Source organism: uncultured Sunxiuqinia sp. (genome assembly GCF_947495665.1).
Taxonomy (GTDB): domain Bacteria; phylum Bacteroidota; class Bacteroidia; order Bacteroidales; family Prolixibacteraceae; genus Sunxiuqinia; species Sunxiuqinia rutila.
On record NZ_CANLZV010000003.1, the window covers coordinates 89,897 to 112,678 of the forward strand.

Genomic DNA, 22,782 nt, shown 5'->3' on the forward strand with positions numbered 1-22,782 from the left:
TTGGCTTGCAATGACATTTTATTTTAACCCTAAACATGGAATAAAATGACGAAAGTATTAATTGCAACCGAAAAACCGTTTGCCCCGGCTGCGGTTGCGCAGATCAGTGAAGTCTGTCAACAGGCAGGTTACCAGGTTCAGTTGTTGGAAAAGTATACCGACGAACAAGCCCTGCTGGACGCAGTTAGTGATGCGCAAGCGTTGATTGTTCGAAGTGATAAAGTAGACCAGCAAGTGCTGGATGCGGCTTCGGAGTTGAAAATTGTAGTGCGTGCCGGTGCTGGCTACGACAATGTAGACACGGCTTATGCCAAAGAAAAAGGCATTTGTGTGATGAATACGCCCGGACAAAACTCCAATGCCGTGGCCGAATTAGCTATTGGACTGGCCATTTACGGAATCCGTAACTTTTTTGATGGAACTTCTGGTGGCGAACTTCGTGGTCGCACACTTGGTTTGCATGGCTATGGCTATGTGGCACGCAATGTGCATCGCATTGCCCGCGGACTGGGAATGAATGTCAAAGTATTTACGCGCTACAGCAAAGCTCAGGCTTCGTCTGAAGGGCTGGAAGTAACAAGTTCTCTGGAAGAACTGTATGCTGCCTCTGACATTGTATCCATCCATGTACCAGCCCGCGGAGAGCATCTGAAATCAGTGAGTAAAGAGGTGTTGCAACACCTGAAGGAAAATGCACTGATCATTAACACTGCCCGGAAAGAGGTGGTTAATGAAGAAGACCTTTGCGCATTTATGGCCAGCCGGAAAGATGCGAAGTACCTTTCGGATATTACACCCGACTGTGCCGACAAGTTTAAAGCTGAGTTTGAAGGACGGTATTTCTTTAGTCCTAAAAAGATTGGAGCGCAAACGGCTGAAGCCAACCTGAATGCCGGAGTAGCTGCTGCCGAACAAATTGTGGCTTACCTGGAAAATGGAGATAACACCTTCCAGGTGAACAAAAACTAAACGAAGACCAAAAGAGCCAGGCTTATCAGTTTTGCTGCAACAAGACTATAGTCTGGCTTAGCAATAAGTTAAAGTCGCTTAATTTTTGAGATTGAGCGATGTGTAAGTGGAATATCCATTGTAAATTCGCTGACAATTGATGTTCTACGATATTAATTTGAAAATTTTTAAAGATGGCTATAATAAAACCTTTTAGAGGCCTTCGCCCGCCTCGTGAGATTGTTCAGGATTTGGCATGCTTGCCTTACGATGTGATGAATTCAGAAGAAGCTGCACGGATGGCTGAGGGGAAGGAAAACTCCTTGTTGCACATTACGCGTGCTGAAATTGATTGTCCGGCCGGAACAGACATCCACTCTGAGGAGGTCTACAACAAATCGGTTGAAAATTTCGAGAAATTTCAGCAAAATGGCTGGCTTCAGCAGGACGAAAATGACAAGTATTACATCTACGCACAAACCATGAATGGACGTACCCAGTACGGAATTGTGGGGGCAGCAGCCTGTGATGATTACCACAACGGCATCATTAAAAAACATGAGCTTACACGTCCGGATAAAGAAGAGGATCGAATGATTCTGACCCGGTACCTGAATGCCAATATTGAGCCGGTTTTCTTTTCGTATAAGGCGGTTCCTGAGATTGACGCGATTGTGGAGTCGATTGTTCAGAACAAAGAGGCCGATTACTCTTTTGTGGCTGAAGATGGATTTGGACACCAGTTTTGGGTTATAAATGAAAGCGGCGTTAACCAGCAAATTGAAGAGTTGTTTGCTACACAGGTTCCTGCCACTTATGTTGCCGACGGGCACCACCGTACGGCTGCAGCAGCTCGCATTGGTCTGGAGAAAAAAGCGCAAAACCCTTCCCATACCGGCGAGGAGTCATACAATTATTTTATGGCTGTTCATTTTCCGGATAATCAATTGCAGATTATTGATTACAACCGGGTAGTGAAAGACCTGAATGGCTTAAGCGAAGAGCAATTGCTGGAACAATTGAGCACAGGTTTTGAGGTTGAAAAAATGGGCACTGAAATTTACAGACCTTCGGCCTTGCATGAAATGAGTATGTATCTGAATGAAAACTGGTACAAGCTGACGGCTAAAAGCGGAACGTATGATGATTCAGACCCGATTGGGGTGTTGGATGTAACCATTTTGTCGAACCAGGTGCTGGATCCTATTCTGGATATTAAGGATTTGAGAACTTCCAACCGGATTGATTTTGTTGGCGGAATTCGTGGATTGGGTGAACTTAAAAAACGAGTTGATAGCGGCGAAATGAAAGTGGCCTTTGCCTTGTATCCTGTATCCATGCAGCAGCTGATTGATATTGCAGACAGTGGCAATATTATGCCTCCCAAAACAACTTGGTTTGAACCCAAATTGCGTTCAGGTCTGGTTATTCATAAATTGGATTAAGCATTGGTTTAAAATGAAAGTAATCCCGACAACACTCGTGCTGTCGGGATTTTTTTTGTTTTTTTCTGGATCAGACTTTTACAAAGCGGTTCTTTCGCTTTTAGCCATATGTTTTTCTTTATTTTTTTCTAAATTGCTAGATGGTAAAAAAATCGTCGGCTTTGTTTTTTCTTCTTTAGCTGGCGGCGTAACCGAATAAAATGAATATGAGGTCAGGCGGATTGTCGTTGGTGTTAAAAATGTTGATTGGGTTTTGCCTGGGAAGTGTCCTGCTTCTCCTGTTGTTTACGATTCATGATTATTCTACAGCTGAAACTCATTTGAGCTGGAACGAAGTGCTGCTGGTTGTTCTGTTTGGCGGAATAGCTGGCTTACTGGTTAGCCTGTTGCTGATTGCCAATATTAAGCAAACCCGGAAACTGCGCGATAGTGAAAAGAAATACCAAACTTTAATTGATCAGTCGCTGGATGGAATTTACATTGAAGATGAACGGGGAAATATACTGGAATGCAATGTGCAGGGCTATAAAATGTTTGGGTATACCAAAGAGGAAATGTTAAAGCTATCCTTGAGGGATTTGGTTCCCCCTGAATTCAGTAAGCTCTTGCCCGATGTGATTCCCGATGAAATGGAAACAGGAGATGTTTACCTGGAACGTGAAAACATAAAAAAGGATGGTACCATTTTCCCGACAGAAATCAATACCAAATTTATTACCCTGAATGGAGAACGACGGCTACTGGCTTATGTGAAAGACAATACCGAAAAAAAGAAAGCAGAGCAAGCACTGAAGGAAAGTGAAGGTAACCTGAAAGCGCTGAATGCCGCCAAAGACAAAATCTTATCCATTATTGCACATGATCTTAAAAACCAGTTTGGAGCAATTCTTGGATTCAGTGAAATGATAGCAGATGAGGCTGAACACCATCAGCTGACTACCTTGAATGATTACGCCAATGAAATTAACCTGGCGGCTTCTCAGGCCAATAGCTTGCTCGAAAATATGCTGAGTTGGGCCATGATGCAAAAGAAAATGGCCTCATTTAAACCCATGGCACTTTGTTTGTCCGAACTGGTGGATAAAGTCTGTGACACACTCCGTGGAACCGCAAACATCAAGAAAATTCAACTACAGAACCGGGTACTTGCAGATTTGAAGGTGTATGCTGATGGTGATATGATGCTAACGGTACTCCGGAATCTGCTGTCGAATGCCATCAAGTTTACCTCTCGAAATGGCTTGGTTGAGATTTTATCAGATGGCCCCGGAGAGCTGGGAGAAGTGGTGATTGAGGTCAGAGACAATGGCGTGGGAATTGCTCCCGAAAAAATCGCTAAGCTGTTTCGACCGGGGGAGTATCAATCCACTTTGGGGACCGAGCAGGAAATTGGCACTGGCCTTGGCTTGGCCGTATGTCAGGAGTTTATTGAAAAGCATGGCGGGCGCATTTGGGTGGAGAGTGAATTGGGGAAAGGGTCTTCCTTTTTTATGAAACTGCCGACATGTAAGGATTGAGTAAGCTCCAGCCTGCTGGCTGTTGAAGTTCCATAAGTCCAAGCCTGATAAAATAAGAAAAGCCGGTTCAATCTGACTGAACCGGCTTTTTATTGTAATCAATTACGATTTTCTATTTGTATTCTCCCCAGTGTTTGATAGTGATATCTTCCAGCTTATGCTTGCAAATGGCATAGATGAAAGCACTGGCCACACGGGCGTTGGTGATCAGCGGCACGTTGTAGTCAATGGAGTTCCGGCGGATTTTGTAGCCATTACTCAATTCACGTTTTGTATAGTTTTTAGGGATATTGACAACCAGGTCAATTTTCTTTTCGCGAAGGTATTCAACCGTGTTCGGATGTTGGTCTTCCTCATCGGGCCAGTGCAGCATGGTTGACTCTACTTTGTTTTCGCGCAGGAAGCGGTGTGTTCCTTCGGTGGCAAAAACATTGTAGCCATGTTCAACCAGCATACGGGCGCTGTTCAGCATTTCCAGCTTCGAGCGGGCAGGTCCGGAAGAAATCAGGATATTCTTTTTAGGGAATTTGTAACCAACCGAAAGCATTGATTTCAGAATGGCCTCGTAGAAGTTTTCACCGATACAGGCAACTTCTCCGGTTGATGACATGTCTACACCTAAAACCGGGTCGGCATTCAGCAGACGGGCAAAAGAGAACTGAGGAGCTTTTACGCCAACGTATTCCAGCTCAAACAGCGATTTGTCCGGCTTTTGATAAGGAACTCCAAGCATCACCTGAGTGGCAATCTCAATCAGGTTGATCTTCATGACTTTCGACACGAATGGGAAACTACGCGATGCACGCAGGTTACATTCGATAACTTTGATGTCATTGTCTTTAGCCAGAAACTGCATGTTGAAAGGTCCTGAAATATTCAGCGCCTTGGCAATTTCGCGTGAAATTTTCTTCACCCGGCGAATGGTTTCAACATAAAGCTTTTGTGGTGGGAAAACGATGGTGGCATCACCGGAGTGAACACCCGCAAATTCCACGTGCTCTGAGATGGCGTAAGCTACCATTTCACCTTTGTCGGCCACAGCGTCAATCTCAATTTCCTTGGCCAGCTCAATAAATTCAGACACAACTACCGGGTGTTCTTTGGAAACATCGGCAGCCAGCTGCAGGAAGTGTTCCAGTTGCTCCTCGTTTGAAACCACATTCATGGCAGCGCCCGAAAGAACGTAAGAAGGACGGATAAGCAGCGGATAGCCCACTTCATCTACAAACTTGTAGATGTCGTCAATACTGGTCAGCTCGTTCCATCGAGGCTGGTCAATGCCCAGGTCATCAAGTAGCGAACTGAATTTCTTGCGGTCTTCCGCATTGTCAATCTTTTGTGCTGATGTTCCCAGAATTGGGACATCCTGAGCCGCCAGTTTCATGGCCAGGTTATTGGGGATCTGACCACCCACTGAGAGAATTACTCCTTTCGGGCTTTCCAGGTCAATCACATCCATCACCCGCTCAAAAGTCAATTCGTCGAAGAACAGGCGGTCGCAAGTGTCATAATCAGTACTCACCGTTTCAGGGTTGTAGTTGATCATGATGGAGCGGTAACCTTCCTTGCGAATGGTGTTGATGGCATTTACCGAACACCAGTCAAATTCCACTGAACTACCAATACGGTATGCACCTGAACCCAGAACGATCACAGAGTTGTTATCCTTCGGAAACTCAATGTCGTGTTCGGTACCATTGTAGGTCATGTACAGGTAGTTGGTTTGCGCAGGATACTCTCCGGCCAGCGTGTCAATTTGCTTGACAACAGGCAAAATGTTATGCGCTTTCCGGTGTTCCCGAACTTCAATCAGTTTCGCCGTCATTTCTTTGTTCGGGGCATCGAGCACCAAACGGGCGATCTGGAAGTCGGAGAAACCAGCTTGTTTAACCTGAAGCAACAACTCGTTATTCAAATCCTGCAGGCTGTTAACTTCTTTGAGCTCTTCATTCAGCTTGTGAATTTTATAAAGCTTCTGCAAAAACCAGCGATCGATTTTTGTTTTCTCGTGAATGTCTTCAATGGTGTATCCTTGAGCAAAAGCGGCGGCGATAGCAAAAATCCGTCGATCCGTTGGATGAATCAACTCTTCATCAATTTGCTCAATGGTAATTTCTTCTTTGTTGCCCACAAAACCGTGCATGCCGATGCCCACCATGCGGATTCCCTTCTGAATGGCTTCTTCAAAGCTACGTCCGATAGACATGATTTCACCAACAGACTTCATCGAGCTGCCCAGGTTTTTGGAAACACCACTAAACTTGTTCAAATCCCAACGAGGAATTTTACAAACGACGTAGTCCAGAGCAGGCTCAAAACAAGCTGTAGTAACCTTGGTTACCGAGTTGCTTAGTTCGTGCAAACCATAACCCAGTCCAAGTTTGGCAGCCACAAAAGCCAGCGGATAACCTGTTGCTTTTGATGCCAAGGCTGAAGAGCGTGAAAGTCGTGCGTTCACTTCAATTACACGGTAATCTTCAGAGTATGGGTCCAGGGCAAACTGAACGTTACACTCTCCAATAACGCCAATGTGGCGAATGATTTTGATGGAGATTGCACGTAGTTTGTGGTATTCTCTGTTAGATAGTGTTTGAGAAGGGGCAACAACAATACTCTCTCCGGTGTGAATTCCCAGCGGATCGAAGTTTTCCATGTTACACACCGTAATACAGTTGTCGTACTGGTCACGTACCACTTCATATTCTACCTCTTTCCAGCCTTTCAGCGATTCTTCAACCAAAATTTGAGGCGAGTAAGAAAAGGCACTTGAGGCCAGGTCTTTAAGTTCCTGGTCATTTTTGCAGAATCCGCTTCCTAAACCACCCAGGGTGTAAGCTGCGCGGATGATGATGGGGTAGCCCAGTTTTGTTGCTGCATCCTGCGCTTCAGCCATGTTAGTACAGGCAATACTGCGTGGAGTAAACACATCAATTTCGGCTAGTTTGCCGGCAAAAATCTGGCGGTCTTCGGTATCGATAATCGATTGAACCGGTGTTCCAACAACCTCGATGTTGTATTTTTCAAGAACACCGCTTTCGAATAGTTCTACCCCGCAGTTCAGGGCTGTTTGACCACCAAAGGCCAGCAGGATACCATCCGGATTTTCCTTCTTGATTACTTGCTCGACAAAGAAGGCTGTAACCGGTAAGAAGTAAATCTTGTCGGCAATTTCCTGCGAAGTCTGGATTGTAGCAATATTCGGGTTGATCAGTACGGTTTCAACGCCTTCTTCCTTCAAGGCTTTCAGTGCTTGTGAACCGGAGTAGTCAAACTCACCGGCCTCACCAATTTTCAGTGCACCTGAACCCAGAACGATTGCTTTTTTTATGTTTTTATTTATTTGGTTACTCATTTGAAGCTGTGTTATAAAAATTAGGCTTTCTGCTTAAATTCAACAATGTTTTGAATGAACTCATCAAACAAATATTCTGTATCAACCGGACCACTGGAAGCTTCCGGGTGGAACTGAGTAGAGAAGAATGGTTTTGTTTTGTGTCGGATGCCCTCGTTGGTTTTATCATTTACATTGACAAACATGCTTTCCCAGTCTTCCGGAAGAGTGTTGGGGTCAATAACATAGCCGTGGTTTTGCGAAGTGATAAAACAGCGGTCAGTTCCGGCAAGTAAAACCGGTTGGTTATGGCTTCGGTGTCCGAATTTCAGTTTGTAGGTATCAGCACCGGCAGCACGGGCCAGCAGCTGGTTCCCAAGGCAAATTCCCATGATGGGCTTTTCGGTCGCCATTACTTTTTTAATAGTCTCAACGGTTTTGTCGCAGCGGGCAGGGTCGCCCGGGCCATTTGAAATGAAGACCCCGTCAAATTCTTCTTCCGAGAAATCGTAATCCCAGGGAACGCGAATGACCGTTGTGTTGCGTTGGAGTAAACAGCGAATGATGTTGTTTTTTACGCCACAGTCAATTAAAACAACTTTGTGTTCCCCATTACCATACACTTCCTTTTTCTCTATACTGGCAACAGCTACCAGGTTTTCCTTGTTTGGATCGTAAAAATCAATTGGCTCTTCTTCAAACTCGATTTTTCCTAACATCGATCCTTTCACGCGTAACACTTTGGTTAGTGCACGTGTGTCAATCCCATACAGTCCGGGAACTTTTGATTCTTTTAACCAGTCACCGAGGCTTTTGCTTGCATTCCAGTGGCTGTATTCCGAAGAGTAGTCCGAAATAATCAATCCGCTGATGTGCATTTTGTGTGACTCGTAGTGAGCGTGCACGCCTTCATCCGAAAGATCTGTTGGAACACCATAATTCCCAATCATTGGATAGGTCGAAACCAAAATCTGACCGGTATATGAAGGATCTGTTAAACTTTCCGGGTATCCGGTCATAGCAGTATAAAAAACCACTTCGCCGGCAATGGACTGTTCATATCCGAAAGATTTTCCCTCAAACCTGGTCCCGTCTTCTAAAACCAAACTGACTTTCTTTGCCTTTGTCATTGTACTAATCGCTTATAGATTAAAAAAAATGCGTCTGACTACCGAAAGTAGGGCAAACGCATTGTGCTTATTTTCTTTTGAATAATGTTTTTTCTTCACCGTCATATTGTATTGCTACCAAAAACACTCATCGTGACAAAATGTTTTTTGGTGAGCGTTTCGGCTACAAAAATAGAAATAATTCTGGAATAAAAATTTGATTTTTACAGAAAATGCATAATTTTGCATAGGATTTGCATATATATACAGAAAATGAAGAATCGCACGAAAAGACAATTGGCTATTAAAAAAATAGTTACATCAAAGGAGATTAGTAGCCAGGAGGAACTGCTGGGGCAACTGAAAGAAGAAGGTTATGAGTTGACCCAGGCGACCTTGTCACGTGATTTAAAAATATTAAAGGTGGCTAAAGTGGCACATCCGAACAAAGGATACGTATATGTTTTCCCGGAAGGGGTGAATGTTGATCCTCAGTATGAGAATTCACGGGTGAATTTTTTGGCCGATGGATTTCGTGATTTGCAGTTTTCCGGAAACCTGGCGGTGTTAAGAACACGTCCGGGCTATGCAAGCAGCTTAGCTGCGGTGTTGGACCATGCAGATCCGTATGAGATTATAGGAAGTATTGCTGGAGATGACACCATTTTACTGGTGATGCGAGAGGGAGTAACTCCCAGCGATTTAATTAATAGTTTGATTTTGGTAATGCCAAAATTAGAAGACAAAATTGGATAGATGGATAGGATTTTAGATTAAATGAAAAACATTAAGGATATTAAAGTTATTGCAGCAAATGTTGCGCACTTGGACTATGTTGCCAAGATTAATGACAGTATTGATCTGGCTTCCAAGGAGAGAGGGACTGGTATTGCCCGTCGATCAGATGAGTATATTACTCAAAAGATTGTGGAGGGAAAAGCCATTATTGCTTTAGAGGGCACCGCTTTTGCCGGTTTCTGTTACATTGAATCGTGGGGGCACAATCGGTTTGTGGCCAACTCGGGTTTGATTGTTGTTCGCGATTACCGGGGAATTGGACTGGCACGTGAAATTAAGCGGAAAGCTTTTGAATTGTCACGAGAAAAGTTCCCGAATGCTAAAATATTTGGATTGACAACGGGGCTGGCGGTTATGAAAATTAACCATGAGTTGGGCTATCGCCCGGTTACTTTTTCAGAACTTACGGATGATGAGGATTTCTGGAAGGGATGCCAGAGTTGTGTAAATTATGATATTCTAACGCGTACCGGGCGTTCTAAATGCTTGTGTACCGGAATGCTTTTTGATCCGGAGTGGGAAAAGAAGAAGGTGAAGAAGGTCGAAAAAAGTAAAAAAATATCATTGACGGAAATCATCGGTAAATTGAAACCTAAAAGTCATTCAGGCGGTAAAGAATCAGGAGATAATCGTTTTAAAAAAATAATTCAGAACTTAAGTGATGGCACTGTTCGGCAATAATTTCAGGATTAATTTTCTTTAAATATTTCCAATTATGGAAATGGATTAAGCTTAGTGAGCTGCATAACAGTTTAGGGAAAAAAGGTTAGTAAAGTTGTAAGTTTTCAGTAGAAATGCTGAATTGGTGTCATCACTTTTTATAAAAAACAAATCAAATGAAAGAGAAAGTAGTATTAGCATACAGCGGAGGTTTGGATACTTCATTTTGCGCAAAGTATTTATCGGTTGAAAAAAATCTTGAAGTTTATACGGCTCTTGCTAATACCGGCGGTTTTGGTGCCGAAGAGCTGGAAGATATTGAGACGAAAGCGTATGAGTTAGGCTCGGCCAAACACGTTACGCTGGATGTAACCGATACCTATTATAGTAAGTGTATCCGATACATGGTTTATGGCAATGTTCTCCGGAATAATACTTATCCGATTTCGGTTAGTTCTGAACGGGTTTTTCAAGCGATTGCCATCATTGAATATGCCAAGAAAATTGGGGCAAAATATGTTGCTCACGGAAGTACTGGGGCCGGAAACGACCAGGTACGTTTCGACCTTACTTTTGAAGTTCTGGCTCCGGATATTGAAATTTTGACACCCACACGCGACTTGCAACTCAGCCGTCAGGAAGAGATTGACTACCTGAAAAAACACGGTGTTGAGGCCGATTGGTCTAAAATGGCTTACTCGATTAATAAAGGCTTGTGGGGAACCAGTATTGGAGGAAAAGAAACACTGACTTCAGATAAAACCTTACCCGAAGAAGCTTATCCGTCTCAATTGGAAGCGAAGGGAGAGAAAGAGATTTCACTTGATTTTGTAAAAGGTGAGCTGAAAGGTGTTGATGGTAAAAAATACTTCAATACGGTAGATGCGATCCGCGCTTTGGAAGCTTTGGCTGCTCCATACGCTATTGGCCGCGATATGCATATTGGTGATACCATTATTGGTATTAAAGGGCGTGTTGGCTTTGAAGCGGCAGCTCCCATGCTGATCATTAAAGCGCACCAAATGCTGGAAAAACACACGCTTACCAAATGGCAAATGTACTGGAAAGAGCAGTTGTCGAACTGGTATGGCATGTTCCTGCACGAATCGCTTTATCTGGATCCGGTGATGCGCGACATTGAAAAATTCCTGGAAAACACGCAGGAAACGGTTACCGGTAAAGTAATTGTAACACTGAAGCCTTACCACTATGTGTTGGTTGGTGTTGAGTCAGATTATGATTTGATGAAATCAGACTTTGGTGAGTATGGTGAGATGAATAAAGCCTGGACCAGCGAAGATGTTAAAGGCTTTACCAAAATTTTAGGAACTTCGTTGAAAATTTACAATTCAGTTAATAAAAAATACTAAGCAGGAGCGATACATGATTCAAGTAGGAATAATAGGAGGGGCAGGATACACTGCCGGAGAATTGATTCGTATTTTATTGAACCATCCACAGGCGGAAATCGCTTTTGTGCAAAGTAGCAGCAATGGCGGCAATCCGGTAACCAATGTTCATCGTGATTTGTTGGGAGAAACTGACCTGCAGTTTGTTGCTGAACCTGATTTTGGTAAGGTTGATGTTATTTTTCTGTGCATGGGCCACGGAAAATCCAAAGCATTTGTTGAAGCCAACTCGTTGCCTGAGTCGCTTAAGGTGATTGATTTGAGTCACGACTACCGGTTAAAAGCAGCGGGAAATGAGTTTGTTTATGGTTTGCCCGAAATTAACCGCGAAGCCATTCGAACAGCTCAATATATTGCCAATCCGGGCTGTTTCGCCACCGGAATTCAATTGGCAGTTTTGCCACTGGCAGCAGCTGGTTTAGTCAAAAATGAAATTCATGTCCACGCCATTACCGGGTCAACCGGGGCAGGACAAGCACCAAGTGCTACCTCGCATTTTAGCTGGCGCAACAGCAATGTGTCGGTGTACAAGGCTTTTCAGCACCAGCATTTAGGCGAAATTGGCCAAAGCTTTAAGCAGTTGCAGGACTCCTTCGACTTCGATATCAACTTTGTGCCGGTTCGTGGAAATCATACCCGGGGTATTTTTGCTTCGGTTTATACTGATTTTGACGGAAGTCTGGAAGAGGCTGTTCAGCTTTATGAAACGTATTATGCGACACATCCTTTTGTGTTTGTTACCAGCGAAAACCCGGATGTAAAACAAGTGGTGAACACCAATAAGGCGGTTCTTCACCTGGAAAAACACGGCCGGAAACTATTGATCCTAAGTGTAACGGATAACCTGCTGAAAGGGGCTTCCGGACAAGCCGTTCAGAACATGAACCTGCAGTTTGGTCTGGATGAAAAGGCCGGGTTGAACTTAAAACCGGTATCATTTTAATTGATTAGTATGAATTTATTCGATGTATATCCCTTGTTTGATATTACTCCGGTGAAAGCCGAAGGATGCTACGTATGGGACGATGCCGGTAACCGGTATCTGGATTTATATGGAGGCCATGCTGTAATTTCAGTCGGGCACAGCCACCCCAAATATGTTGCTCAAATTAGTGAGCAGCTGCAACAAATCGGGTTTTACAGCAACTCGGTAAAGATTCCTCAGCAGCAGGAACTGGCCACTAAATTGGGGCAGCTTTCCGGATGCGATGACTATCAGTTGTTTTTGTGTAACTCGGGGGCTGAGGCCAATGAAAATGCCTTGAAACTGGCTTCGTTTACAACTGGCCGGAAAAAAGTGATCAGCTTTAAAAAGGGTTTTCACGGGCGTACTTCGGCTGCAGTGGCCATTACCGATAATCCAAAAATTGTTGCTCCGGTCAATGAAACAGAGCATGCGGTGATTTTACCTTTAAACGATATTGCTGCGGTTGAGCAGCAATTGAAAGCGGAAGATGTTGCGGCAGTCATTGTGGAAGGCATTCAGGGAATCGGAGGGATTCATGTTCCGGATTCGGCTTTCCTTGAAAAATTGAGCCAGTTATGTAAACAGTACGGAAGCTTGCTTGTTCTGGATGAAATCCAATCAGGGTATGGCCGAAGTGGCAAGTTCTTTGCTTATCAATACACCGCTGTACAGCCCGATATGATTACTATGGCCAAAGGTATGGGCAATGGATTTCCCATTGGTGGCGTGCTGATTAGCCCCGAACTGAAACCATGGCATGGCATGCTGGGCACGACCTTTGGAGGCAACTACCTGGCTTGTGCTGCCGGTATTGCTGTATTGGATATTATGGCTGAAGAACAGTTGGTAACCAATGCGGAGCAAGTAGGAAACTTCTTGATTGAAAAGCTGACAGCTATTGGGGGAATTAAAGAAGTTCGGGGAGAAGGATTGATGATTGGTATTGAGTTTGCCGAAGAAGTGAAACCCATCCGTCAGAAACTGCTTTTCGACGAAAAAATATTTACCGGAGTTTCCGGAGCACATATTATTCGATTGCTGCCACCCTTAAGTTTAACCATGGAACAAGCAGCTTATTTTATCGAAAAATTTGAAAAGGTATTGAAGGAACTTGCCGTTCATTCAAACTAAAAAAGAACAAAATGAAAGTTGGAAAAATTACCATAATTGGCGCCGGAAATATGGGCGGAGCAATTGCCAACGGCTTGTTGAAGTCGGGCTATGTTGAACCTTCAGCAATTAGCATCTCCGATCCGCGCAAACCTGTTTTAGAAGGCTTTAAGGCTCGCGGATTGAATACGTTTCAGGATAACCTGGAAGCTGTAAAGACAGCGGACGTGATTATTTTTGCAGTGAAGCCGTATCATATTGAGAAGGTGATCAATGGGGTAAAACCAGCTTTAACTTCAGATAAAATTATTGTTTCCATTGCAGCGGGCGTAAGCCTGGCTGAATTGGGCGGGATGATTGGTGAAGATGCCCGGATTTTGCGCGTAATGCCCAACACGGCCATTTCCTTGCAGGAATCCATGACTTGCATTTCAGGCAATGGCAATTCAGAAGGAGACCTTGATACGGTTAAGGAATTGTTCGACCAACTGGGTTCTACCGTGGTAATCAATGAGGAGTTGATGGCTGCGGCAACGGTGCTGGCCTCCTGCGGTACCGCATTCGCTTTGCGCTATGTGCGGGCAGCTATGCAAGGAGGTATCGAAATGGGCTTTAATGCCGAAATGGCGCAGTTTATTACTGCTCAAACGGTAAAGGGGGCTGTTCAGTTGATTATGAATACCGGCCATCATCCGGAGCGGGAAATTGATAAGGTGACTACCCCCCGGGGAATTACCATTACCGGAATCAATGAGATGGAACATAAAGGTTTCAGCTCTTCGGTAATTCAGGGACTGATAGCCTCATTCAATAAAGTGGAACGTGGATAGAGCCCGGAGGACATGAGTTTTAATTATAAGAAAATTACCATAAAAGTAGGTAGTAACGTTCTAACCAAGTCTGATGGGACATTGAATGTTGCCCGAATGGAGCATCTGGTGGACCAAATTGCCCTGCTTCACCAGAAAGGAGTCGAAGTCATTTTGGTTTCGTCCGGTGCGGTTGCTGCCGGTCGCAGCGAAATGAAACTGAACCGGAAGCTGGATACGGTTTCCTCTCGTCAGCTGTGGTCGGCCATTGGGCAGGTGAAGATGATCAACCAATACGCTGCTTTTTTCAATAAGCATGGCATTACCTGTGCACAGGTGCTGACCACCAAAGATAACTTTGGCGACCGGAATCATTACCTGAATATGAAAAACTGTTTTACCACCTTGCTGGAAAACAGGGTGGTGCCGGTGGTCAATGAGAATGATACCATTTCGGTTACCGAACTGATGTTTACCGATAATGATGAGTTGTCGGGGCTGATTGCCTCGATGCAAAATTCAGAAGCTTTGATTATTCTCAGTAACATTGATGGCATTTACGATGGCGATCCCAAGTTGCCGGAATCGCAGATCATTGAAGAGATCAACCTGAAAGACCGCGACTGGATGAAGAATATCTTAACCCAGAAGTCGGGCTTCGGACGTGGAGGCATGCTAACCAAGAGCTCCATTGCCCGCAAGACGGCTAAAGATGGCATTGCGGTGCACATTGCCAACGGGTTGCGCGATCATATTCTGACGGATATTCTGAGCAAGGACCGGGAGGTAAAACATACCTGGTTTAAGGCCGGTAAACGCAAGTCGTCGAATGTGAAAAAATGGATCGCTTATTCGCATAGCTTTGCCAAAGGCGAGCTGGTCATTAATCAAGGAGCCAAAGATGCGTTGAACTCAGCCAAAGCCACCAGTTTGTTACCCATCGGGGTAACCGAAGTGAAAGGGCTGTTTAAGCGGGGCGACATTGTAAAAATTATCGATGAACAAGGCCGGCTGGTCGGCTGGGGAAAATCGCAATATTCGGCGGATAAAGTGAAAGCCGAAGGCGAGAGTCTTAAGCAAAAACCAGTGGTGCATTACGATTATTTGTATTTAAGTGAAGATTAGTGAATTAATAAAAATAAGCTCAGGATAGTTAGTTTCTTATCTTAACAATCCCCTTTTTTTGTTGACTTCAACAAGATATTCTGAGTTGTCCCCTTCCTCCCCCAGGGAAGGGGACTTTTAATAGAAACAGGAGGTACTATGGAGGTTAAAAAACAATTGGAATTAACGCTGAAAGCCAGCAGAAATCTGGCTTTGCTAAGCGAAAGCAAGATTAATGATGTTTTGTTGGAGCTTGCTGAAGCAGCCGTTGAAAACACCGAAGCGATTTTAGTGGAAAACCAAAAAGACTTAAGCCGGATGGATCCGGAAGACCCTAAGTTTGATCGTTTGAAACTTACGCCGGAGCGAATTCAGAGCATTGCGGATGATATCCGGAATGTAGCTTCCTTACCTTCTCCACTGGGGCGCATTTTGAGCGAAACAACCCGTCCAAACGGAATGCGTATCAAAAAAGTATCGGTAGCCTTTGGGGTGATTGGAATCATTTATGAAGCCCGTCCCAATGTTACCTTTGATGTGTTTTCACTGTGCCTGAAATCGGGAAATGCCTGTGTGTTGAAAGGCGGAAGTGACGCGATTGACTCCAACACGGCTATTGTGAAGGTCATTCATGAGGTGCTGGAAAAGCATGGTATTGATCAGAACGTTCTGGCGCTATTGCCAGCCGACCGTGCCGCAACCGCTGAAATTCTGAACGCACAAGGCTATGTCGATCTGATTATACCTCGCGGTTCGCAGGGACTGATCAACTATGTGCGAGAGAATGCCACCATTCCGGTGATTGAAACCGGAGCCGGTATTTGTCATACTTATTTTGACGAATATGGCGATGCGGACAAAGGACAAGCCATTGTAGAAAATGCCAAAACCCGGCGTCCAAGTGTTTGCAATGCACTGGACTGTCTGGTAATTCATGAAAGCCGGTTGGCTGATTTACCTCAGCTTTGTGCCGACTTGCCCCAAAGCAAGGTGGTGGTTTATGCCGATGAGAAAGCTTATGCCGCACTTGCAGGCAACTATCCGGCCGAGCTGCTGGAGAAAGCCACTGAAGAGTCTTTTGGAACGGAGTTTTTAGGCTACAAAATGTCGGTGAAAACGGTTCCGGCTTTTCTTGATGCTTTGGATCACATTGCTGCCTACAGCTCGAAACACAGCGAAGCCATTGTTTCAGAAAATGAAGAACGGCTGGATTTATTCCGCAAAATGGTCGATGCGTCTTCGGTGTATTGCAATGTGTCTACCGCTTTTACAGATGGAGCGCAGTTTGGTCTGGGGGCTGAAATTGGCATTTCAACCCAAAAATTACATGCCCGCGGACCGATGGCCCTGGAAGAACTGACCAGTTACAAATACCTCATTGATGGGGATGGACAGGTAAGACCGAAATAGATTGATGATTGATGATTGCTAATTGGAAACTTGAAATGTAAAACTTGAAACTTGAAATTTTATACGAACTATGAAGCACTTTACGTCTGTACACGACCTTGATAACTTGGATGAAGCCCTGAAATTGGCGCTTGAATTGAAAAAAGATCCTTACCAATATCAAACTCTCGGAAAGAATAAAACCCTGTTGCTGGTGTTCTTTAATTCCAGCCTGCGCACCCGCCTAAGCACCCAGAAGGCTGGTTTAAACCTGGGGATGAACGTAATTGTCTTCGATATAAATGAAGGTGGCTGGAAGCTGGAAACAGAACTGGGCGTCATTATGGATAGTGACAAACCCGAGCATATTCGCGAAGCAGTACCCGTTATTGGCAAGTATTGCGACATCATTGGTGTTCGCTCCTTTGCCAAATTTGAAAGCCGGGAGGATGATTACCAGGAAAAAATTATTCAGCAGTTTATCGATTATGCCGGCGTACCGGTAGTGAGCATGGAAGCAGCTACCCGCCATCCGCTGCAGTCATTTGCCGACCTGATAACTATTGAGGAGCATAAAACCAAGGAGCGTCCTAAAGTGGTAATGACTTGGGCACCGCATCCGCGTGCTTTGCCGCAAGCAGTACCCAACTCGTTTGTGGAATGGATGCGCGAAACAGACTATGAACTGGTGGTTACTCATCCGGAAGGGTATGAGCTGGCGCCTGAGTTTATGGGTGACCTGAAACCGGAATACGATCAAATGAAAGCCTTTGAGGGGGCTGACTTTATCTACGCGAAAAGCTGGGCGGCTTACAACGATTATGGCAAGGTGTTGTCGCAAGACCGGGACTGGACTGTTTCGGACCGGCAAATGGCGGTAACCAACAACGCCAAATTTATGCACTGCCTGCCTGTACGGCGAAACATGATTGTGAGCGATTCGGTGATTGACGGACCAAACTCCATCGTGGTTGCTGAAGCTGAGAACCGCTTGTTTTCTGCTCAAGCCGTATTGAAAATGTTGCTGGAGCAGATGAAGTAAAAAAGCAATGTCATTTATGGTCATTTTAGAGTCATTCATGTTTTTGCTGAAATGACTTAATGACGATCAACGACTGAATAAATACAAAGAAGATTGATGAGCAAACAGAAATTAACCCTCGTAAAAGTAGGGGGCAAGGTGGTTGAAGAAAAGGATTCGCTGCAGGATTTGCTGGCACGTTTTGCCCAACTGGACGGCTTGAAAGTGCTGGTGCATGGTGGAGGCCGTTCGGCAACTGCCATGGCCGAACGCATGGGCGTTGAAACCCAAATGGTGGATGGCCGGCGCATAACCGATGCCAATATGCTGGAAGTAGTAACCATGGTGTATGGCGGTCTGGTCAATAAAAATATTGTGGCTCAGCTGCAGGCCAATGGTATCAACGCCATCGGGCTGACTGGCGCCGACCTGAACTACATGCAGGCCGTGAAGCGTCCGGTGGCAACCATCGACTATGGCTTTGTGGGCGATGTTGTTTCGGTGCATGTGGATCAACTGAAGTTGTTGGTGGAAAACCAGGTGGTGCCGGTATTGGCGCCTTTAACCCATGATAAAAACGGACAATTGCTGAACACCAATGCCGATACCATTGCGGCTGAAGCGGCCATTGGTTTTAGTGAGTATTTTGATGTGGAGCTGGTCTTTTGCTTTGAAAAACCGGGTGTGTTGGAAGATGCTGAAGATGATTGCTCGGTGATTGCCTCGCTTAATCATGCCCAGTTTAAAGACCTGCAAGCATCAGGGGCTATTCATGCCGGCATGATCCCTAAGCTGGACAACAGTTTCAATGCCATTCAAAAAGGGGTGAGCCAGGTTCGCATCACCAATATCGAAGGCCTTCAAAAAGGAGGAACCTTGCTGGTAGGCGAATAAAAGACTTTAAGAATTAACTCGTAAGCAACAAGGGGTCTGATCGTTTTAGTGATCGGATCCCTTGTTTTATTCTTAAGTAAAACCCTTCAATAAAATTTAAAGGAAGGGGCATGCTAAATTTATTTGCTACTTTTGACCATGCGTTTACGGCTCCAACCTTAAAAGCGGGAGCAGCGTTATTAGCCATCAATTTTCACTAAAAAAGAGAGTATATGCCCCTTACCAATAATGACATTCTGAAAAAGCTACGCGTAGCCCTGAAATTGCGCGATGAAGATATTGTGGAGATTCTAAACCTGGTGGATTACAAGGTGACCAAGAGTGAGTTGGGAGCTTTTTTCCGAAGTGTTGAACATCCTAATTACAAGCCACTTCAGGATCAGATTTTACGAAATTTTCTGAATGGGCTGATTATTTACAAGCGTGGCCCGCGGGAGCAGAAACCTGCGAAAGGCCCGGATAAAAAGCAGGAATAGGCTTTTCAAGTTTAATTCCGCACCGTATCAATATAGGCGGGTTGAAGGCGGTTGCATGCAACAGGAAATTCTGAAAGTCCGTTGTATACAACCGCTTTCTTTTTGCTTTAGGTGAAGTCTGCGAATATGGGCATTCAGCAATAGGGAAGCAGATACAACAGAAAAATAAGAATGATGGTAAGTGAGGAAACGCCTAGCGGAAACCAGATCGGGGCAATCCAGGGCCGGGGAATGAGGAAAAGTACGTCGGTGGTGGTGAGTTTGGGGGGCCAGCCGATGAGCAGGTAAAGCGATACGTAATAGAACAAATCCCAAAAGGCGAAGGTCCACAGAAACACCATGATCTGATGGAGCAGGTTTTCACCCACCAGCCAGGCCAGACTGACCAGCATGACAATGGTAGCTGCTTCACGCGTCATTTCAATTTGCACATAGCGGCGTGGAACTTGCTCCAGTGCTTGCCGGTTGTCTGCTTCCGGGTCGAGCAAGCCAATGGCTTTTCGAAGATAAACCACTACCACTCCTTCAACATGTGCCATGGCCATTCCGAACAGGGCCAATACGATAAATTGCAGTAACATGGGTTGTGCGTTTTCAGGGGCTTACGTTTCTGAAGCAGCAAAGTTTACCGTTCCGGGGAAGATCGACTGGCAGGCCTTTGGACGATAACCTCTTCTCACCTGTTGCGTAGATGGCTACAGGAAACCGATTGTAAACGTTTGAAGCCATGGCTCTTTCACTTGTCCCTTTTTTGTGGGTTGTTTTAAGCTTCACCATTCCGTTGGCTGGTGCTCAGCCCGAAGCCTTCGTGCAAGCGCGCAAACAAATGGTACGCATGCAAATTCAAGCCCGCGGCATCCACGATCAGGAGGTGTTGGAGGCCATGCGAACCGTACCCCGTCATCAGTTTGTTCCGCTGGACTATCTGGCAGAAGCCTACCGCGACGGGCCCTTGCCAATTGGCTACGGACAAACCATATCGCAGCCTTACATTGTTGCCTATATGACCGAACAGGTTCGTCCCCAATCTGACTTTAAAGTGTTGGAGATTGGCACAGGGTCGGGCTATCAGGCTGCTGTGCTGGCCGAAATTGTTGATTCGGTTTATACCATTGAAATTGTGGAGGCGTTGGGGCAGGCGGCCAGACAACGCTTGCGCGATTTGAACTACAACAACGTCCGGGTAAAGATTGCCGATGGGTATTATGGTTGGGCTGAAGCTGGACCTTTTGATGCCATTGTGGTGACGGCAGCGGCCAACTACATTCCGCCTCTTTTAATTGAACAGCTCAAGGACGGTGGACGGATGATTATTCCGGTAGGTTCTCCTTTTCAGGTTCAAATGCTGAAATTGATTGAGAAAAAGCAGGACAAAGTCCGGACAAAAAACTTGCTTCCGGTGCGGTTTGTCCCTTTTACCCGACAAGATGACTAGGACCACCACGCCGCATATCAACCGGGTTGGGTTGGGCATTGGTTTGATGTCGGCCGCACTCATTGCTTTTCAACTGGCTTTGATGCAATTGTTTTCCATTACCCAATGGTATCATTTTGCCCATTTAATTATATCGTTGGCCTTACTGGGCTTTGGGGCTTCCGGCACATTTCTGGCGTTTTTCAGAAAAGGTCTTGTCCGGAACTTTACTACGGTTTATCCGGTTTTGCTGCTGCTCTGCTCCCTTACAATGGCTGTTAGCCCCTTGGTTATTCAGTCCGAAGCTTTTCGTTTCGACACTTACCTGCTGTTTAAGGACAGCCGCCATCTGCTTCGCCTGGCTTTAACGTGCTTGTTTTTGCTGCTACCTTTTTTTCTGGGAGCCTTGGCTATCGGCTTGAGCTTTGTGCAATATGGCACCGGGATTGGGCGGCTCTATTTTGCCAACTTGCTGGGCTCGGGCTTGGGAGGAGGGCTGGCGCTGGCGCTTATGTGGCTTTCTCCTACAGCAGGAATACCGGCCTTACTGGCAATCCTTCCGTTCTTTGGCGGTTTTTGGCTGCCTGCTTCCAGCCGCTTGCGCATTGTCTTCTGGGTGAGTTTGCTTGTTTTGCTTGTGATGAATGCGGATGTTCCTCCCTTGGTCCGATCGGAATATAAAAGCATTGAAAAGACCTTGCTGCTTCCCGATGCCCGGGTAATTCGTGAGCACCACAGCCCTTATGGTTTGCTGGAAGTGGTGGTTTCGCCGGCTTTACGTTATGCTCCTGGTTTGAGCCTGAGCTACCGCGGGAATATTCCTGCACGCCCGGGAGTTTTTAATAATGGCGACGGGGTGGGCGTGTTGCTTCCCCGCACGGATTCAATTTTACGGTATACCACGCAGGCATTGCCTTATCAGATACAGCCGGTTGAAAGAGCCTTGATTTTGCGCAGCGGTACAGGGGAGCAAATAAGCCTGGCCTTGTCGTTTGGTGTTCAGCAGATTGATGCGGTAGAGCCCAGCCGGGGGCTGATTGCTTTGCTGGACGAAGATTCGACAGGGAATTTCCAGTACGATTCAACCATCCGGATAATGCCGTTGGAACCTCGTTCGTTTTTGCGTAGCAGCCGTGCTTTTTACGACCTGATTCAGTTGCCCGAAATTGGCTCTTTTTGGGGGTCTTCGGGGCTCAATGCGCTGGAGCAACGCTACGACCTGACTCGCGAAGCGATGGATGAGCTTTGGTTGCGACTAACTCCTGACGGGCTTCTCAGTGTAAGTTGCTGGATGGATTATCCGATCCGAAGTCCACTAAGAATGCTGGCTACTTTTTCTGATTTGCTTGAAGGGGAGGGGCTGCAAAAGAAGGATCATTTGGTGGTTATTCGCAGTTGGAGCACCCTCACATTTGTGGCTAAAAAATCGCCATTTACCTCTCAGGAGCTTGACCGGATCCGAACGTTTTGTGCGGAGCAGTATTACGATCCATTGATTTTGCCGGGAGATGGTAATTTTAAGCGAGATGATTACAACCAGCTGGATGACCCTTGGTTTTTTCAGGCTGTTGATCAGTTGATGACCGATTCGGTTGAGGCGCTCTACCGGCAGTACGCTTTTCGCATTCAACCGGCCACCGATAACCGGCCCTATTTTTTTCAGTTTCTGCGCTTGTCCGGTTTGCCCCAACTCAAAACATTGTTTGGAGATCAAACGATCCCTTTCATGGAACTGGGCTATGTAGTGCTCTGGCTCACTTTCATTTTGCTGGTGGCAGCTTCGCTGATTTTTATTTTAGTGCCGCTGTTGCCTGCTGCCACCAAACTGCAAGAAAAGGGCAAGCTGTTTTTCTATTTTGCGGGCATTGGTTTGGGCTATCTTTTTGTAGAAATGGTGTTTATACAGCAGTTCACACTCTTTCTGGGGCTTCCAATTTATGCGGCATCCGGAGTTATCAGCCTGCTGTTGCTATCATCAGGCATTGGCAGTTATTTTTCCGGTCGAATGGTAAGCACCTCCCAGCATTTAATGGTTATCAGCCTGGGTATTGCGGTCTTGATTTTAGGCTATGCGCTTGTGTTGAGTCCGGTGCTTCGGGGTTTAAATTTCCTTCCCATGCCACTAAAAGTTGGCCTCATGGTTTTACTTGTTTGTATTCCGGGCTTCTTTATGGGTTTGCCTTTCCCCATGGGTTTAAGTAAAGTCAGCAGTCAGCAGGCGGCGGCTGTTCCCTGGGCTTGGGCTGTTAATGGTTGTGCCTCGGTGGTGAGCACCAGCCTGGCCATGTTGGTATCGGTTGAGGCCGGATTTGTTTGGGTGATGGTGGGAGCAGCATTGGCTTATGCTCTTGCAGGCTTTTCTCAAAAGAGCTAAGCGGATG

At 45.6% G+C, this 22,782-nt stretch carries 19 protein-coding genes; 16 read left to right on the forward strand and 3 right to left on the reverse strand.

Annotated features, from left to right (window positions below):
- Nucleotides 1-45: 45 nt before the first annotated feature.
- The 3 genes from Q1A18_RS05570 to Q1A18_RS05580 all read left to right on the forward strand — a co-directional run bounded on the left by Q1A18_RS05570 (nt 46) and on the right by Q1A18_RS05580 (nt 3,910).
- Nucleotides 46-969, forward strand: a complete 924-nt coding sequence (locus Q1A18_RS05570) for an NAD(P)-dependent oxidoreductase (protein ID WP_299577939.1) — start codon at nt 46-48, stop codon at nt 967-969.
- 173 nt (nt 970-1,142) lie between these two features.
- Nucleotides 1,143-2,393: a DUF1015 family protein gene (locus Q1A18_RS05575; protein WP_299577940.1), complete on the forward strand. Its 1,251-nt coding sequence runs from the start codon at nt 1,143-1,145 to the stop codon at nt 2,391-2,393.
- Between the two features lie 200 nt (nt 2,394-2,593).
- The gene (locus tag Q1A18_RS05580) at nt 2,594-3,910 is read left to right on the forward strand and encodes a PAS domain-containing sensor histidine kinase (protein ID WP_299577941.1); all 1,317 of its coding nucleotides are present in this window, start codon (nt 2,594-2,596) and stop codon (nt 3,908-3,910) included.
- Nucleotides 3,911-4,022: 112 nt separating this feature from the next.
- Here Q1A18_RS05580 and carB read toward each other — a convergent pair whose 3' ends face one another.
- Nucleotides 4,023-7,262, reverse strand: coding sequence for a carbamoyl-phosphate synthase (glutamine-hydrolyzing) large subunit (gene carB, locus Q1A18_RS05585; protein ID WP_299577942.1), 3,240 nt, complete (start codon nt 7,260-7,262; stop codon nt 4,023-4,025).
- Between the two features lie 20 nt (nt 7,263-7,282).
- Nucleotides 7,283-8,371, reverse strand: coding sequence for a glutamine-hydrolyzing carbamoyl-phosphate synthase small subunit (carA, locus tag Q1A18_RS05590; protein WP_299577943.1), 1,089 nt, complete (start codon nt 8,369-8,371; stop codon nt 7,283-7,285).
- Between the two features lie 252 nt (nt 8,372-8,623).
- On the opposite strand from carA, the gene Q1A18_RS05595 reads away from it, so the two are divergent.
- The 11 genes from Q1A18_RS05595 to Q1A18_RS05645 all read left to right on the forward strand — a co-directional run bounded on the left by Q1A18_RS05595 (nt 8,624) and on the right by Q1A18_RS05645 (nt 18,987).
- Nucleotides 8,624-9,106: an ArgR family transcriptional regulator gene (locus tag Q1A18_RS05595; RefSeq protein WP_299577944.1), complete on the forward strand. Its 483-nt coding sequence runs from the start codon at nt 8,624-8,626 to the stop codon at nt 9,104-9,106.
- Nucleotides 9,107-9,127: 21 nt separating this feature from the next.
- Complete coding sequence (locus tag Q1A18_RS05600; RefSeq protein ID WP_299577945.1) at nt 9,128-9,829, forward strand: GNAT family N-acetyltransferase; 702 nt, start codon at nt 9,128-9,130, stop codon at nt 9,827-9,829.
- A 155-nt stretch (nt 9,830-9,984) separates the two neighbouring features.
- Nucleotides 9,985-11,178 carry an argininosuccinate synthase domain-containing protein gene (locus tag Q1A18_RS05605; protein ID WP_299577946.1) on the forward strand — a complete coding sequence of 398 codons (1,194 nt, stop codon included), beginning with the start codon at nt 9,985-9,987 and terminating at the stop codon, nt 11,176-11,178.
- A 13-nt stretch (nt 11,179-11,191) separates the two neighbouring features.
- The gene (gene argC / locus Q1A18_RS05610) at nt 11,192-12,160 is read left to right on the forward strand and encodes an N-acetyl-gamma-glutamyl-phosphate reductase (protein ID WP_299577947.1); all 969 of its coding nucleotides are present in this window, start codon (nt 11,192-11,194) and stop codon (nt 12,158-12,160) included.
- A gap of 9 nt (nt 12,161-12,169) precedes the next feature.
- On the forward strand, nt 12,170-13,315 hold the full coding sequence (locus Q1A18_RS05615; protein WP_299577948.1) for an aspartate aminotransferase family protein: 1,146 nt from the start codon (nt 12,170-12,172) through the stop codon (nt 13,313-13,315).
- A gap of 11 nt (nt 13,316-13,326) precedes the next feature.
- Nucleotides 13,327-14,124 (forward strand): pyrroline-5-carboxylate reductase, encoded by a 798-nt coding sequence (gene proC, locus Q1A18_RS05620; protein ID WP_299577949.1) that lies wholly within the window; start codon nt 13,327-13,329, stop codon nt 14,122-14,124.
- Nucleotides 14,125-14,136: 12 nt separating this feature from the next.
- Entirely contained in the window at nt 14,137-15,228 is a 1,092-nt protein-coding gene (proB, locus tag Q1A18_RS05625) for a glutamate 5-kinase (protein WP_299577950.1), read from the forward strand.
- A 138-nt stretch (nt 15,229-15,366) separates the two neighbouring features.
- Nucleotides 15,367-16,617 (forward strand): glutamate-5-semialdehyde dehydrogenase, encoded by a 1,251-nt coding sequence (locus tag Q1A18_RS05630; RefSeq protein ID WP_299577951.1) that lies wholly within the window; start codon nt 15,367-15,369, stop codon nt 16,615-16,617.
- 70 nt (nt 16,618-16,687) lie between these two features.
- On the forward strand, nt 16,688-17,638 hold the full coding sequence (locus tag Q1A18_RS05635) for an N-acetylornithine carbamoyltransferase (RefSeq protein ID WP_299577952.1): 951 nt from the start codon (nt 16,688-16,690) through the stop codon (nt 17,636-17,638).
- A gap of 96 nt (nt 17,639-17,734) precedes the next feature.
- Nucleotides 17,735-18,511 (forward strand): acetylglutamate kinase, encoded by a 777-nt coding sequence (argB, locus tag Q1A18_RS05640; protein ID WP_299577953.1) that lies wholly within the window; start codon nt 17,735-17,737, stop codon nt 18,509-18,511.
- A 212-nt stretch (nt 18,512-18,723) separates the two neighbouring features.
- Entirely contained in the window at nt 18,724-18,987 is a 264-nt protein-coding gene (locus Q1A18_RS05645; RefSeq protein ID WP_093920015.1) for a DUF1456 family protein, read from the forward strand.
- A gap of 134 nt (nt 18,988-19,121) precedes the next feature.
- On the opposite strand, the gene Q1A18_RS05650 is transcribed toward Q1A18_RS05645, so the two are convergent.
- Nucleotides 19,122-19,568, reverse strand: coding sequence for a hypothetical protein (locus Q1A18_RS05650; protein ID WP_299577954.1), 447 nt, complete (start codon nt 19,566-19,568; stop codon nt 19,122-19,124).
- Nucleotides 19,569-19,714: 146 nt separating this feature from the next.
- On the opposite strand from Q1A18_RS05650, the gene Q1A18_RS05655 reads away from it, so the two are divergent.
- Together Q1A18_RS05655 and Q1A18_RS05660 are read left to right on the forward strand one after the other, a co-directional pair.
- Complete coding sequence (locus Q1A18_RS05655; RefSeq protein ID WP_299577955.1) at nt 19,715-20,422, forward strand: protein-L-isoaspartate(D-aspartate) O-methyltransferase; 708 nt, start codon at nt 19,715-19,717, stop codon at nt 20,420-20,422.
- Nucleotides 20,415-22,775, forward strand: a complete 2,361-nt coding sequence (locus Q1A18_RS05660) for a hypothetical protein (protein ID WP_299577956.1) — start codon at nt 20,415-20,417, stop codon at nt 22,773-22,775. The genes Q1A18_RS05655 and Q1A18_RS05660 overlap by 8 nt, the downstream gene beginning before the upstream one ends.
- Nucleotides 22,776-22,782 lie beyond the last annotated feature (7 nt).

Excerpts from the sequence above, each read along its gene's own strand:
- Q1A18_RS05615 (WP_299577948.1), top strand. The coding sequence starts at position 12,170 with ATGAATTTATTCGATGTATATCCCTTGTTTGATATTACTCCGGTGAAA.
- Q1A18_RS05645 (WP_093920015.1), top strand. The coding sequence starts at position 18,724 with ATGCCCCTTACCAATAATGACATTCTGAAAAAGCTACGCGTAGCCCTG.
- Q1A18_RS05575 (WP_299577940.1), top strand. The coding sequence starts at position 1,143 with ATGGCTATAATAAAACCTTTTAGAGGCCTTCGCCCGCCTCGTGAGATT.
- Q1A18_RS05635 (WP_299577952.1), top strand. The coding sequence starts at position 16,688 with ATGAAGCACTTTACGTCTGTACACGACCTTGATAACTTGGATGAAGCC.
- Q1A18_RS05630 (WP_299577951.1), top strand. The coding sequence starts at position 15,367 with ATGGAGGTTAAAAAACAATTGGAATTAACGCTGAAAGCCAGCAGAAAT.
- argC (WP_299577947.1), top strand. The coding sequence starts at position 11,192 with ATGATTCAAGTAGGAATAATAGGAGGGGCAGGATACACTGCCGGAGAA.
- proC (WP_299577949.1), top strand. The coding sequence starts at position 13,327 with ATGAAAGTTGGAAAAATTACCATAATTGGCGCCGGAAATATGGGCGGA.
- argB (WP_299577953.1), top strand. The coding sequence starts at position 17,735 with ATGAGCAAACAGAAATTAACCCTCGTAAAAGTAGGGGGCAAGGTGGTT.
- Q1A18_RS05655 (WP_299577955.1), top strand. The coding sequence starts at position 19,715 with ATGGCTCTTTCACTTGTCCCTTTTTTGTGGGTTGTTTTAAGCTTCACC.
- Q1A18_RS05660 (WP_299577956.1), top strand. The coding sequence starts at position 20,415 with ATGACTAGGACCACCACGCCGCATATCAACCGGGTTGGGTTGGGCATT.
- proB (WP_299577950.1), top strand. The coding sequence starts at position 14,137 with ATGAGTTTTAATTATAAGAAAATTACCATAAAAGTAGGTAGTAACGTT.
- carB (WP_299577942.1), bottom strand. The coding sequence starts at position 7,262 with ATGAGTAACCAAATAAATAAAAACATAAAAAAAGCAATCGTTCTGGGT.
- carA (WP_299577943.1), bottom strand. The coding sequence starts at position 8,371 with ATGACAAAGGCAAAGAAAGTCAGTTTGGTTTTAGAAGACGGGACCAGG.
- Q1A18_RS05580 (WP_299577941.1), top strand. The coding sequence starts at position 2,594 with ATGAATATGAGGTCAGGCGGATTGTCGTTGGTGTTAAAAATGTTGATT.
- Q1A18_RS05595 (WP_299577944.1), top strand. The coding sequence starts at position 8,624 with ATGAAGAATCGCACGAAAAGACAATTGGCTATTAAAAAAATAGTTACA.
- Q1A18_RS05600 (WP_299577945.1), top strand. The coding sequence starts at position 9,128 with ATGAAAAACATTAAGGATATTAAAGTTATTGCAGCAAATGTTGCGCAC.
- Q1A18_RS05605 (WP_299577946.1), top strand. The coding sequence starts at position 9,985 with ATGAAAGAGAAAGTAGTATTAGCATACAGCGGAGGTTTGGATACTTCA.
- Q1A18_RS05570 (WP_299577939.1), top strand. The coding sequence starts at position 46 with ATGACGAAAGTATTAATTGCAACCGAAAAACCGTTTGCCCCGGCTGCG.
- Q1A18_RS05650 (WP_299577954.1), bottom strand. The coding sequence starts at position 19,568 with ATGTTACTGCAATTTATCGTATTGGCCCTGTTCGGAATGGCCATGGCA.